The sequence below is a fragment of the Leucobacter sp. UCMA 4100 genome (genome assembly GCF_027853335.1).
Lineage (GTDB): Bacteria > Actinomycetota > Actinomycetes > Actinomycetales > Microbacteriaceae > Leucobacter_A.
Genome location: NZ_JAFEUS010000002.1, coordinates 1,085,784 through 1,098,993 on the forward strand (window position 1 = coordinate 1,085,784; position 13,210 = coordinate 1,098,993).

Annotated in this window: 10 protein-coding genes; 2 read left to right on the forward strand and 8 right to left on the reverse strand. The window is 63.9% G+C overall.

Annotation, left to right across the window (positions count from 1 at the left end; genetic code table 11):
* From JSO19_RS05230 to glpK, 6 genes are all read right to left on the reverse strand, one after another.
* Positions 1-414 carry a cytidine deaminase gene (locus JSO19_RS05230; protein ID WP_270910222.1) on the reverse strand — a complete coding sequence of 138 codons (414 nt, stop codon included), beginning with the start codon at positions 412-414 and terminating at the stop codon, positions 1-3.
* Positions 414-1,688: an ABC transporter permease gene (locus JSO19_RS05235; RefSeq protein WP_270910223.1), complete on the reverse strand. Its 1,275-nt coding sequence runs from the start codon at positions 1,686-1,688 to the stop codon at positions 414-416. The genes JSO19_RS05230 and JSO19_RS05235 overlap by 1 nt, the downstream gene beginning before the upstream one ends.
* Entirely contained in the window at positions 1,688-2,929 is a 1,242-nt protein-coding gene (locus JSO19_RS05240) for an ABC transporter permease (RefSeq protein WP_270910225.1), read from the reverse strand. The genes JSO19_RS05235 and JSO19_RS05240 overlap by 1 nt, the downstream gene beginning before the upstream one ends.
* Positions 2,926-4,425, reverse strand: coding sequence for an ABC transporter ATP-binding protein (locus JSO19_RS05245; RefSeq protein ID WP_270910226.1), 1,500 nt, complete (start codon positions 4,423-4,425; stop codon positions 2,926-2,928). The genes JSO19_RS05240 and JSO19_RS05245 overlap by 4 nt, the downstream gene beginning before the upstream one ends.
* 129 nt (positions 4,426-4,554) lie before the next feature.
* Positions 4,555-5,628 carry a BMP family lipoprotein gene (locus tag JSO19_RS05250; RefSeq protein ID WP_270910227.1) on the reverse strand — a complete coding sequence of 358 codons (1,074 nt, stop codon included), beginning with the start codon at positions 5,626-5,628 and terminating at the stop codon, positions 4,555-4,557.
* Positions 5,629-5,776: 148 nt separating this feature from the next.
* The gene (gene glpK / locus JSO19_RS05255) at positions 5,777-7,330 is read right to left on the reverse strand and encodes a glycerol kinase GlpK (protein WP_270910229.1); all 1,554 of its coding nucleotides are present in this window, start codon (positions 7,328-7,330) and stop codon (positions 5,777-5,779) included.
* Positions 7,331-7,453: 123 nt separating this feature from the next.
* Between glpK and JSO19_RS05260 the strand changes: the two genes are divergently transcribed.
* Positions 7,454-10,030, forward strand: coding sequence for a hypothetical protein (locus JSO19_RS05260; protein ID WP_270910230.1), 2,577 nt, complete (start codon positions 7,454-7,456; stop codon positions 10,028-10,030).
* On the opposite strand, the gene JSO19_RS05265 is transcribed toward JSO19_RS05260, so the two are convergent.
* Together JSO19_RS05265 and JSO19_RS05270 are read right to left on the reverse strand one after the other, a co-directional pair.
* Complete coding sequence (locus JSO19_RS05265; protein ID WP_270910231.1) at positions 10,031-11,026, reverse strand: hypothetical protein; 996 nt, start codon at positions 11,024-11,026, stop codon at positions 10,031-10,033.
* A 42-nt stretch (positions 11,027-11,068) separates the two neighbouring features.
* Positions 11,069-12,202 carry a PrpF domain-containing protein gene (locus tag JSO19_RS05270; protein WP_270910232.1) on the reverse strand — a complete coding sequence of 378 codons (1,134 nt, stop codon included), beginning with the start codon at positions 12,200-12,202 and terminating at the stop codon, positions 11,069-11,071.
* Positions 12,203-12,311: 109 nt separating this feature from the next.
* On the opposite strand from JSO19_RS05270, the gene JSO19_RS05275 reads away from it, so the two are divergent.
* Positions 12,312-13,181 (forward strand): exodeoxyribonuclease III, encoded by an 870-nt coding sequence (locus JSO19_RS05275; RefSeq protein ID WP_270910234.1) that lies wholly within the window; start codon positions 12,312-12,314, stop codon positions 13,179-13,181.
* Positions 13,182-13,210: the final 29 nt, after the last annotated feature.

Here is a 13,210-nt window from a genome sequence, read left to right on the forward strand (position 1 = left end):
CTATTCTTGGGCCGCGTACGCTTCGAGTGTGCGCGGCCCAAATGCGTCTGGCAGCACTTCTTCGATCGTCTTCACACCCGAGACGGTGTTGAGCAGCATTCCGGGCGCGCTCGCCTCAAAGAGCAGCTGACGGCACCGCCCGCACGGCATGAGGGTGTTGCCGCGGCCGTCAACGCAGTCGAAGGCGACGAGCTTGCCGCCGCCCGTCAGCTGCAGTTGCCCGACGAGGGTGCACTCGGCGCACAGCCCCACACCGTAACTCGCGTTCTCGACGTTGCAGCCCGCAATGATGCGGCCGTCATCGACGAGGGCCGCTGCCCCCACCGGAAACTCCGAGTAGGGTGCGTAGGCCCGCTGCATCGCTTCGACCGCGGCGTCACGCAGCGCCGACCAATCAATCTCTTCGGCACTCATTACGACTTCACGTAGGGCTTGTTAATCGCGGCCGGGGCAATCGAGCGGCCAACAAACCCGCCAACCGCGATGAGCGTCACGATGTACGGGATCATGTTGATGAAGTCGGTCGGAATCGCTGCGCCGGCCTGAGCCGCCCACACCCCGAACTGCTTCGAGAACCCGAAGAGGAACGCCGCAGCCGTTGCCGCGAGCGGGTTCCAGCGACCGAGAATCACGCAGGCGAGGGCGATATAGCCCTGCCCCGCGCTCATCTCGCGAATGAAGCCACCGACCGAACCAATCGAGAGCGCGACGCCGCCGAGGCCAGCAATGAGCCCCGAGAGCGTCACGACCCAGAAGCGGGTGCGGTTGACGTTGATGCCCACGGTGTCGGCAGCGAGTGGGTGCTCGCCGACCGCGCGCAGCCTGAGGCCCGTGCGCGTCTTGTAGAGCAGTACCGTCACGAAGATTACGAGCGCAAACATGAGGTAGGTCGTGATGCGCTGGTTGAAGAGCACCGGCCCAATGACCGGAATCTCAGAGAGCAGAGGGATGCGGATCGCAGGCAGGGTGCCCGGATAGTTGTAGGCCTGCTCATCGCGAGTCATCATCGACGAGTGAACAAAGCTCGTAATGCCGGCGACCAGCACGTTCACCACGACACCCACGATGATCTGATCGACGTGGTACTTCACCGAGAAGACCGCGAGCAGCGCACCGATGAGCGAGCCAGAAATCATGCCGGCAAACATCGCGATGATGAGGTTGCCCGTGATCGTGCCGACGAAGGCTGCCGTGAAGGCGCCCATGAGCAGCTGGCCCTCGATCGCGATGTTTGTCACGCCCGCGCGCTCGCCCATGGCTCCTGCGAGCGCTCCGAGCACCACGGGAACCGAGAAGGCAATCGCGCCGGTGAGCAGGTACACGATGGGCACTCGCCCGCCCGCGCCGACCCAGCCGAGCAGGCCGATGAGAAAGAGGAGCGCAAAGCCGACGACGATCCACGCAGAAATCTTGCGCCTCGTGAGCGCAAGCCAGAAGGTCAGGGCGGTGATCGCGAACATCAGGCCGCCAATGACGAAGCCGAGGGCACGAGCGTTCACGGTCAGGTCGGGCAGCACACTCGGCGTGCCCTTCGCAGCCCACGAAAACACCACGTCGGTCGAGGGGCCGTTCACCCCGAAGGCGAAGAATCCAACGAGCGCGAACACGATGAACGAGATGGGCGCGCGCCAGTCGACGGGGCGCACAATAGCCTCGTGGGTTGTGGGCTCATGAGCGGTCGCGGTCATTACTCGCCGCCTTTCTTCGTGCGTGAGAATTTCTGGGCGATCGGCCCGTTCTCAACGCTCTTGGGAAGCCTGAAGATCGCACGCACCAGCGGTGGAGCCGCGATGAAGAGCACGATTACACCCTGAACGACGACGAGCACCTCGGGGCTCACGCCCGCGATCTGCATCGCGGGGCCGCCGGCCTTCATCGCGCCGAAGAGCAAGCCTGCAAAGAAGATCCCGATCGCGTTACCGCCGCCGAGCAGCGCCACGGTGATCGCGTCAAAACCGATGCCTGAGTCAGCCGAGGCCGTGAGACCGACGCTTCCGCCGAGCACCTGGTTGACGCCGGCAAAGCCGACGAACATCGCGCTGAGCGCCATCGTGATGATGTAGAGCGTCGAAACCTTCATGCCAGACGTTGCCGCTGCGCTCGGGTTCTCACCGACGGCGCGCAGCCTGAAGCCGAGCGACGAGCGCTCCATGAGCCACCAGTACAGCACGACGCCCAGCACCGCGACGATGAAGCCTAAGTGCAGACGGTACGAGTCGCCGAGCAGCGCGGGGTACTGCGCCGTTTCGAGCGGCGGCGGAGTCTTGGGGTTCGTGCCCGCGTCGGGTGAGTGCAAGAAGCCCGCCCGCATCGCATACGAGACCGCGTAGAGGGCGATGTAGTTCATCATGATCGTCACGATCACCTCGTGCGCGCCCGTCGCGGCCTTCAGCAGGCCGACGATGCCGCCCCAGACCATCGCTGCGAGAACACCGACCGCCATGGCCACGAGCATGTGCAACGCGGTTGGCATGGGAACCGCGAACGAGACCCACGATGCTCCCGCGATTGCCACGAGCATCTGGCCAAGGCCACCGATGTTAAAGAGACCAACCTTGAACGAGAGCGCGATGCCGAGGCCGGCAAGAATGAGCGGCGCGGCAAACCTCAGGGTCTCGGTGAAGGGGCGAATCGCGGCCCCAAACGTATCAGCACTCGAGTTGAAGATCGACCCGGTAAAGAGCGAGCTGTAGCCGGTGTACACCGCGTTCCAAGCGGCCCCGAGCGCGTCGCTCGGGCGTTGGAAGAAGTAGCCCACAGAGGCAAGAAACTCTTCGTTCGTGATGATGATGAGCACCGCACCAACGACAAAGCCGATAACGATTGCGAGCACGGTGCGCGTGAAACTCGCCCCGAAAATCTCGCGCAGCGCGAGCTGCAGGGTGCCGGTCTCACGTGGTTCAGCCGGCGCTTTGGTTGTCTCGGTCATGCTGACGCTCCCGCCATCATTTCTCCCAGCTTGGTTCGAGGGGTGTCTGCGGGAACGATGCCCACGATCTTGCCCTGGTACATGACCGCGATGCGGTCGGCCAGGTTCAGTACTTCATCGAGCTCGGTCGAGACGATGAGCACCGGCAGGCCCGCGTCGCGCAGGCCGATGATGCGCTCGTGAATGAACTCGATTGAGCCGACGTCGACGCCTCTCGTGGGCTGCGACGCGATGAACAGCTGCGTATCGCTCAGGAGTTCGCGCGCGATGATGACCTTCTGCTGGTTACCGCCAGAGAGGTTGCTCACCTTGGCGTTCGGGCCCTGCGTGCGAATATCGAACTCGGCGATGGCCTCGTTGGCGAAGCGTTCCCGGTAGCCGAGCTGTAGTGAGCCCGCCTTCACGAACGGCTCACCCCAGCTGCGGTTGAGCATCAAGTTTTCGGCGACCGTGAAGTTGCCGATGACGCCGTCGCTCGAGCGGTCTTCAGGCACGTACCCAATGCCCATATCGATGAGCTCTTTCACCGTCTTGCCGAGCATCTCGGTGCCGTCGAGCGTCACCGAACCCTTTGCGCCGTGGCGCAACCCGATGAGCGTCTCGGTGAGCTCGGTTTGGCCGTTGCCTTGAACGCCCGCGACCGCGAGCACCTCGCCCGCGCGAATGTCGAACGACACGTTGTCGAGCAGGGCGACGCCCTGCTGACTCACGAGCGTGAGGTTTGAAACCTGCAGCTTTACCTCGCCAGGGTTTGCCTGCTGCTTTGCGGTCGTCAGCTCGACCGAGCGGCCGACCATGAGCTCAGCAAGCCTCGACGTTGAGTCTTGATTCGAGCCCTCACCCACGACCTTGCCGAGGCGCATCACCGTGATCTTGTCGGCAACGGCCTTGACCTCGCGAAGCTTGTGGGTAATAAAGATGATTGAGGCGCCCGCCTGAGCGAGCTGCTTCATGATGTTCATGAGCTCGTCGGTCTCTTGCGGGGTGAGCACCGCCGTGGGCTCATCGAGCACGAGCACCTGCACGTCGCGCGCAAGCGCCTTGACGATTTCGACGCGCTGCTGCGCACCCACCGGCAGGTCTTCAACCTTGGCGTCGGGGTCGAGGTTGAAGCCGAAGCGAGCCGAGATCTCACGCACCATTGAACGCGCCGCGTCAAGGTCGAGCAGCCCACCACCGCGGGTCGGCTCGTGACCGAGCATCACGTTCTCGGCGACCGTGAAGACGGGAATAAGCATGAAGTGCTGGTGCACCATGCCGATGCCCGCGGCCATTGCGTCGCCGGGGCCGTCGAACGCAACCGGTTCGCCGTCGAGCAGGATCTCTCCCTCGTCGGGCTCAAGAAGCCCGAACAGCACGTTCATGAGCGTTGATTTGCCCGCACCGTTCTCGCCGAGCAACGAGTGAATCTCGCCCGGTTCGACGGTGAGATCGATCTTGTCGTTCGCGGTGAACGACCCAAAGCGTTTCGTCACGCCTCTGAACTCAAGTTTCATGGAGAGTATGCCCCGATCCGCTTCCCTCGTGCGACGCACGCCGCCAGGGGCGAGCGTCGCGAATAGCCTTCATCGTAGCGAAGAGGCAGCGGTCGCGAGAAACCCGCGACCGCTGCCCTCAACGCGGTGTTAGCGGGTTTCTACCTCGCCAGCAATAATCTTCTTTTTGAGCTCGTCGAGCTTCTCAATGATCGAAGCGTCGATCTTGTCTTCAAACTCGTAGAAGGGGCTGAGGCGCGTACCGTCGTTTTCGAGGGTGCCTACGTAGCCATCGCTCGAGAAGCTGCCATCTTTCGCGCTCTCGATGACGTCGTAGATCGAAACGTTGATCTGCTTCTCAACCGAGGTGAGAATCTGGTCAGCGTACTGCGGGCTGTTCTTGGCGATGTCGAGGTCAACACCGATCATGACGATGTCTTTGCCCGACTCCTTGATCGCTTCGCTCGTCGCGCCGAAGAGGCCACCAGCAACCGGCATGATCACGTCAGCGCCAGCTTCGATCTGGCCCTCTGAGATGCTCTTTGCGGCGGTGCCATTCTCAAAGTCACCAACGAAGTCGCCGTCCTGCTTGTCAGCATCCCAGCCGAGCACGGTCACCTTGGTGCCGGTCTCTTCTTCGTAGTACTTCGCGCCGTTGGCAAAGCCAACCATGAAGTCGGTCACAGCGGGAATGTTCATGCCGCCGTAGGTGCCGATAACCTTCGACTCGCTGTAGGCAGCTGAGAGGTAGCCTGCGAGGAACGCCGACTGGGTGGTCTCCCAGGTCATGCCTTTGAGGTTGTCGTGGCCCTCAGCCTCTGAGTCAATGATCACGAAGTTCGAGTCGGGGTTCTCGGTCGCGGCAGCGTTAATCTGCTCAACGATCTTGAAGCCAACCGCAAAGGTGATGTCGCAGCCCTTGGCGACCATGGCCTCGAGGTTCGGAGTGTAGTCTTCTTCAGACTTCGACTCTGCGTCATTGATCTCGATGCCAAGGCCCTTTTCGGCCTCGGTCAGGCCGAGCATCGAAACCTGGTTGAACGACTTGTCGTTCCAGCTTCCCTCATCAGAAACGGCGCAGGCGAGGAAGTCTGAGTTATCTGACCCCTCTTTCGAGCCGTTTTCGCCTGCTTCGGGTGCATTACCGCAGCCGACGAGAACGAGAGCAGCGGCTCCCGTAGCAGCAATCGTGGCAAGTATTCGCTTGCGTGAGGTTGCAATCACTGTGTTTCCTCCAAATTTCTGCCCACCGTAAACGGGTACAAGAAGACGGGTAAAGCAACTATGGGCATCACAGCGAGAATACTCCCCCGAGCGACACGCCCACAACGCGAGAGCCCCAGGGCCCGAAAATCGTTATGGTTTCGCCGGTTTACGAGGCCCCGCCGGCACCCGTCATGACATCATCGTCGACCCAGGCGAGCGAGCGCTCAACCGCCCTGTTCCAGATGCGCATTCTGCGGTCGCGGTCGTCGCCCGACATCGCCGGGGTAAACCGTTTCTCTTCGCGCCAGTTCTCGGCAATTTCGTCGAGCGTGCTCCACACGCCAACGCTGAATCCTGCGGCATAGGCGGCTCCGAGCGCGGTCGTCTCGAGCACCTCGGGGCGCACGACGTCAAAGCCGAGCAGGTCTGCCTGGAACTGCATGAGAAATTCACTCACCGAGGCGCCGCCGTCGACTCGAATCTCGGTGAGTTCGTGGCCCAGGTCGGCCGCGGCAGCCTCGATCACCTCGACCGACTGAAACGCGATCGCCTCGCTCGCGGCCCTCACGAGGTGCGCCTTCGTGACAAAGCGGGTGAGCCCCACGATGACGCCCCTCGCGTCGGGCTGCCACCTCGGCGCGAAAAGCCCCGAGAAAGCCGGCACGATGACGGCCCCGCCGGTGTCAGGAACGCTCGTGACGAGCCCCTCGATCTCTTCAGAGTCGCGAAACAGGCCCAGATTGTCCCGCAGCCAGTGCTGCAGCGAGCCCGCCACTGCCACCGAACCTTCGAGGGCGTACCGCGGCTTCTCGCCAGCAATTTGGTAGGCAACCGTCGTGAGCAGACCGTTGTCTGAGTGCACCACCTCTTCGCCCGTGTTCACGATCAAGAAGCAGCCGGTTCCGTACGTGTTCTTTGCGGCGCCCTCGGCGAAGCCCGCCTGCCCGAAGGTCGCAGCCTGCTGGTCGCCAAGAATGCCCGCAATGGGAAGCCCCTCGAGTTCGTCGACCGCGACGACCTTTCCAAAGTCGCCCACCGAGGGACGAATCTCGGGCAGCATCGACTCGGGAACACCGAAGAGGTCGAGCGCTTTCTCGCTCCACGCCAATTCGCGAATGTCGCACAGCTGGGTGCGACTCGCGTTCGTCACGTCGGTCGCGTGCACGGGTTCGGCGCCCTCGCCCCGCGTGAGGTTCCACACCAGCCACGTATCGATCGTGCCGAAGAGCAGGTGCCCGCGCTCGGCTTTCTCGCGTGCGCCGGGAGCATTGTCGAGGATCCACCTCACCTTCGAGGCAGAGAAGTACGTCGCGAGGGGCAAGCCCGTCACGCTGCGCAAGAAGTCGGCCCCGTGGGCCTCGGTCAGCTCGTCGATGAGGCCTTGCGTTCGGGTGTCTTGCCACACGATCGCCTCGTACACGGGTTGCCCCGTGCGCTTGTCCCACACCACCGTCGTTTCACGCTGGTTCGTGATGCCGAGCGCTGCGATCTCGTGCGCCTTGAGGTGTGAAACGGCGAGCGCCTCGCGCATGAGGTCGCGGGTCATGCGCCAGATCTCGGTGGCGCTGTGGCCCACCCAGCCCGGGTGCTGGAAAATCTGGCGATGCTCCCGCTGTGCGGCGCCCTGTATACGCCCCTCGTGGTCAAAGATAATGACCCGCGTCGAGGTCGTGCCCTGGTCGATCGCCATGACGTGGCGTGCGCTGCCCTGCTCTGTCATGGTTCTAAGGGTAGCGGGAGGCGCTTTCACCCCCAAGACCACAACACATGTCGCACTCGCTGTGTTACTCTCGCTTCTGCACAGCCCTTCCAGTTTTCTCTCTCACAGCACACCAGGAGCGCAATGACGACCACCCCTGAACCGGTGACCGCGAACTACTTGAAGGGGCTTCTCGGTAAACCGGCGCTCACGACGCTCGCCCTTGTCGCCGCCGTAGTGTTCGGTGTTGCGGCCGTCATGGCCCTGCTCATCGTCATCGCACTGATGGCCTCGAGCGCCCTCTCTACCGCCGGGCTCGGCACGCTCCTCTCGCTGTTCGCGTGCGTCACCGCCGGGGTGCTGGGCTATGGCTGGGCCGGAAACGGCAGTTTCGGCGTCTCGGTGTTCAGCCTCGAAGGCTCGTTCTCGTTGAGCATCTTCTCGCTGACGACCCTCGCTGCAATCGCGGTAGGCACGGCGCTCATCGCCAAGCGCCGCCTCGCCCACGATGGGCTCGCACCCACGCTCACGCTCTCGGCACTGCGCGCTGGCATCGAGGGCGCAGTCATCGGGCTCGTGTTCATGCTCGTGTTCGGCTTCATCGGGTTGCAGCCCGGCAGCACGGACGTTGCCGAGGGTGAGCTGCACGGCAAGCCCTTCGCGATCTTTGCCACCCTCTGGTGCATCGTCGCGATAACCCTCTTTGTCACCCGCGAACGCACCCGCGAGGCAAGCCCCATCACCGCTTTCTTCGCACGGCCGCTCATCGCCGAGACCCGCGCCTTCTTCGCCGCGACCTTCACGGTCTTTGCACCGCTGCTGCTCGTCGCCCTCGTGCTCCTGGCCATCAAACAGACCTTCGCGACGAGCCTCGCACTCATTCCCTTCCTCGGGAACCTCCTGCTTGGCCTCATCAGCATGGGCTACCTCGGCGGCTTCACGGCCGAGGTGCCGTTCACCTCTGCAGAGCTGCTCATGCCCTGGAACCTCTCGCCCTGGCTCGCCGTGTGCGTCTACCTGTTCGCCGCGCTCAGCATCATGGCAGCCGCCATCGCTGTTGGCCTGCGCCGCCCCCGTGCCGCGCAGTTCAGGGCTGACCTCCTGTGGCGTCTGCCCGTCGGGGCGACCATCATCTGGCTCGTGGTCGTGCTCGTCGTGCTGCCCATTCGCACGGCGGCGGGCATGGGAAGCTACGGCACCATGACCATCACCATGACCGTGACCTGGTGGGTTCCCTTCAGTGCCGCGGCCGTCGCCCTGCTCGTGAGCGCCCTCGCCGAGTTCGCCCCGCGCTGGGCCTACCTCGCGAACCCGAAACTGCTCTTCTTCTTCGCCTCACAGCACACCGTGAACCGCTGGCTGTCGGGCGAGCCCACGGCCGCTCCCGCTGCAACGGTGCAGCCCGAGCCCACGCTGGCAGCGCCAGCCGCGCCCATCGCAGCGGCACTCGTTGCGAACGATTCCATCGCGGATCACGCCGCACCGGCCGGCCCCGAAACCCCGACTGCCGAGACCGCACCGATCGTCGAAAACGACGCAGCCGATGAGGGCAGCGTGCCCACTGAGGGCGCCGTGGTCGATGAGGGCACCGTGGTCGACGAGAATGCCATAGCCGAACCAGCCAGCATGGCAGAGCTCCTGCAGCCGCAACCACAGGCGCTCCCGCTGCCAGAGCGGGCACCACTCAGCCCACAGAAAAAGCGCGGCATCATCGCTGTGCTCGTGACGGTAGTCGCGGTCGTTGTCGCACTCGTCGCCGGGCTCGTCACCGTCAAGGTGCTCAATGGAAGCCGCGGCCCCGAAGCCGCTGTCGAGCACTATCTCTCGCTCATCGCGAAGGGCAAGCTCGAGGCGGCCACCGACACCGTCGACCCGGGCGTGCGCAACACCGAGCGCGGGCTGCTCACGACCGAGGTCTTTGACGCGGCCGACCACCAGATAGAGGTCGTCAGCGTGGGCAACGTCGATGAGGCGCTCTCGGGGAACGGCACCCACGCCCTCGTCGGGGTCGAGCTCAGCATCGACGGCGAGCGCCAGAGCATCGTTATCGAGGCAGAACGCGGAGCGAACTCGTTCGGCCTCTTGCACAACTGGGAGGTCACGACCCCACTCGTGCAGCGCGTGCGGTTCGAGGCTCCCTTCGAGTTCGACACCATCGAGGTTGGCGATACCAAGGTCGAGGTTGGGCCAAGCACCGTCTCTGAGGGCTGGGATGAGCGCCACGTCGCAGAGGCCTACCTGTACCCGGGCGAGTACACCTTCAGCATTCCGAACGGCGAGTACACCGAGTTCGAAACGGTCACGATGACGGTCATGCCGCAGCAGACGCTCTCGGCCGATCCGCACGATGCTGAGCCGGTCGCGGTCGAGTTTGAGGCGACCGCGAGCGAGAGCCTCAAGAAAGCCGTGCTGGCGCTCGTGAACGACGAGTTCACGAAGTGCGTCACGATTCCGACGAACATGGAGAGCTACTGCCCGTACATCGTGCAGAACACCGATCTTGCGGTGCTCGAACTTGGCACGCTTCCCGGCGGTTTTGAGACCTTCGATTTCTCGTCGTTCGAGACAGAGCCCGGCACGGTCAAGACCCAGCGCAACAGCACCGAGTGGAGCGACTACGACCTCGAAGAAACGAAGGTTTCGATGAGGGGCAGCTACTCGGTCGTTGACGGCAAGGTCATCATCGATGACGTCTCGGCGAGCACCTCGTTCTGGGGCTAATCACCCAGCGGCCTCTGCAACCAACCTCTCGCGGTCTGTGATCTCGCAGAGCTCGATGCGCTCCTGCAGCGGGCCGGGAGCGCTCTCGGTCGCTGGGGCTGGGCTGTAGAGCGCGATGATCCACTGCTCGCTAAAGGAGCAGTATGCCCCAATACAGCGTTCGTTGCTGACCGACCAGCCATCGACCGAGCAACCGTCAAGGTCAAAGGTCATTGGCCGCCACTCACCGGCTTCAATGCTCATCTCTACGAAGTCTTCGACAAGATAGGCGAGCTCGCGCTGAGGCACGGCATCTTCATCTCCTTCCTCAGAGGCCAAGGCCTCTCGCGCCACCACCTTAACGACGCAGACGTCATCGAGCGCTTCGTCAGGCCCGCTGAGGCGCTCACGTTCGATCTGCTCGGGGCTTACGCACCGCACTGCCACAGATTCAAGAGTGCCGTTCGAATCTTGAAAGGAGAAGAGCGAGTACGGGAAACTCTCGCCGGCGAAGGCAAAGAAGCGAAGCGGCGACTCACGAAACTGCCGCGTAATGCGTTCCCTGCGCATCCGCTTGCCACGCTCGGGAAAGAGCTGCCCAATGAGATCTTCACGCAGCGTCCCGCGGCCAGCACGATTGCCCCACCAGATCGTCGAAAAGAAAAAGACCCACGCCAGGGCAAAGAAAGCGAGCGGGGCGATGTACCACGCGAGGCCGAGGGTGAACTGCAGCACGAGCCCTACGACGAGGCCAAGCACCAAGACCATGAGGTAGAGCATCGGCACCGGCTGCATAGTGCGGTGCCCCATCATCATTCGCCACGCACTGAGAAGGCGCTCGAACGCGCGTCGCTCACGAAGCACGTACCCGAAGGAGCTCCCGGGCCGCCTAGCCTGCCCCGTTGTGAGCCACCACCACAGACGTTTGAAGATCGGTTCGCGGGGTTCAGCCCACCCCTCGGGCGAAGTCACGCCAGAACTGGGGAGTGACGAATAGCCTTCGGTCTCATCATGCATGACTCAACGCTACGACAGCGGCGGTCTCGGCACTACCCCCACCTACGGAGCGGGATATACCGTTCCTGCCATGAGCGTGCGCGCCGTACCGGTAACGCCGACCGAAACGACGTGAGCGGCTCCATCGGGACGCTCAGCGTGCTCGGCGACAACACGCACGGTGCCGAGCGGGTGCGCGATGACGGTCACACCGTTCGCGGGAGCATCGCCCACGAGGTCATGCACGATGCTTCCGGCGATGCCCCTTGCGGCGGCGAGCGCCATGGCCGCGGTCATGGGAATGCCGCGGTGCACCTGCTGCATCGATATCGTGAGCGTCTCGAGATCAGCCTCTGCACTCTCTTTGGGCGGGCCAACGAGCACGACGCGCGGCGTGACGGGCGCCTCGGTTCGGGCTGCCTCGAGCGATGAAACCACCCCGAGCGCGACCGCCGCTGCCGCCCGCAACCGCTCGACGACGGCAAGAAATGTCTCGTCGCCCCTCAGCTCTGCGGGCGCGCGATGAGCGCCCGGCACTGCATCTCGCACCACGAAGAGGTACGGGTTCGTGGCGTCAACGAGCGTGCCCCGCACGTGCAGTTCACCCTCTGGGCTCGCGACCGTGAACATCGTTTGCGCCGAGCCGAGCGGCAGCAGGGCGCCGGTCACGGCACCACCCGGTTCGAGATAGCGCATGGTGATGGGAGCCGCGGTTCCCGGGACCCCGGCAATCACGGTGTCCCCGTCTCGCGCGACCCTTGCCCGGTGCACCGCCACCTCGGCATCAATACGCACGCCGGTATTCGTGTTGCGCAGCCGCACGGTCGTTTCGGTCGCGCCATCATCAACGGGACTGAGCCCCGAATCGATCGCGAAGGCCGCAACGGCAAAGCTCAGGTTGCCGCAGTTGCCCCTCCAGTCGACCACCGGTTGCGCAATGCCCAGCTGCCCGAAGGCGTACTCGATCACTCCGTCTTGCCCCGCGGCGCTCACCACCATCACCTTGGAGGTGCTCGAGGCTGCTCCACCCATGCCGTCAACCTGCAGCGGATCGGGCGTGCCCATGAGACGCTTGAGCAGGGCGTCGCGTTCGTCTCCCGCGGGTGGGAGGTCGCGCTCGTGCACGATGAGCCCCTTGCTCGTGCCCCCGCGCATGAACACCGCGGCAACACCGCCGTCACTATCGCTGTTGGCCACTGCTGCTCCCTCGCCTGTACTGCGGTGCGTGGCCGAGCCACGCGTTTGCCTCTAGCGTACCCGTGCACATCGGCACCCCATTGTCGGTGGCACGGCGTACAATAGTCGCATGGCCAATTTTCGTGTTGCTTCTGTGAATGTGAACGGCATTCGTGCCGCCTACCGTAAGGGCATGGGCGAATGGCTCGATGAACGCGGCGTCGACGTGCTCGCGCTGCAAGAGGTTCGGGCGCAAGACGAGCACGTTCAAGAGTTTCTCGGCAACGCAGGTTGGCACTGGCTTCACGAGCCCTGCGACATCAAGGGCCGCGCGGGCGTCGCCATCGCGAGCCGCAACCCTTCCATCGCCCACCGCGTGGGCCTTGGCGCAGCCGACGCACAGGAGTCGATCCAGTCATCGGGTCGCTGGCTCGAGGCCGACTTCGACGTCGACGGCACCCCCGTCACGGTCGTGAGCTGCTACATGCACTCGGGCGAGGTCGACACCCCGAAGCAAGAGGCGAAGTGGGCCATGCTCGACGCCTTCGGCGTACGCCTCGACGAACTCGCTGGCGCTGAGGGGCCGAGCTCAGGGCTCGTCGCCGTTGTTGGCGACCTCAACGTGGGGCACCGCGAGCTCGACATTAAGAACTGGCGAGGCAACCGCAAGAAGAGCGGCTTCCTGCCCCGTGAGCGCGCCTACTTCGACCGCTTCTTCGGCGAGCGTGGCGCAGAGATCACGGGCGTCGACGACTCCGTCGGCCTCGGCCACGGCTGGGTCGATGTCGGCCGCACCTTCGCTGGCGAAGTCGAGGGCCCGTACACCTGGTGGTCAAACCGCGGCCAGGCCTTCGACAATGACACCGGCTGGCGCATCGACTACCACGTCGTGACGCCCGAGCTCGGCGCAAAGGTCGCGCACTACGTCGTTGACCGCGCAGCGAGCTACGACGAGCGATGGTCCGATCACGCTCCCGTGGTTGTCGACTACACCATTTAGTCGGCGCCCCAAGCACCATTTCACCCCAT

Bases quoted from the DNA above. Each gene is read 5' to 3' on its own strand.
- glpK (WP_270910229.1), bottom strand. From the start codon at position 7,330: ATGACAGAGCAGGGCAGCGCACGCCACGTCATGGCGATCGACCAGGGC.
- JSO19_RS05230 (WP_270910222.1), bottom strand. From the start codon at position 414: ATGAGTGCCGAAGAGATTGATTGGTCGGCGCTGCGTGACGCCGCGGTC.
- JSO19_RS05240 (WP_270910225.1), bottom strand. From the start codon at position 2,929: ATGACCGAGACAACCAAAGCGCCGGCTGAACCACGTGAGACCGGCACC.
- JSO19_RS05260 (WP_270910230.1), top strand. From the start codon at position 7,454: ATGACGACCACCCCTGAACCGGTGACCGCGAACTACTTGAAGGGGCTT.
- JSO19_RS05265 (WP_270910231.1), bottom strand. From the start codon at position 11,026: ATGCATGATGAGACCGAAGGCTATTCGTCACTCCCCAGTTCTGGCGTG.
- JSO19_RS05245 (WP_270910226.1), bottom strand. From the start codon at position 4,425: ATGAAACTTGAGTTCAGAGGCGTGACGAAACGCTTTGGGTCGTTCACC.
- JSO19_RS05275 (WP_270910234.1), top strand. From the start codon at position 12,312: ATGGCCAATTTTCGTGTTGCTTCTGTGAATGTGAACGGCATTCGTGCC.
- JSO19_RS05235 (WP_270910223.1), bottom strand. From the start codon at position 1,688: ATGACCGCGACCGCTCATGAGCCCACAACCCACGAGGCTATTGTGCGC.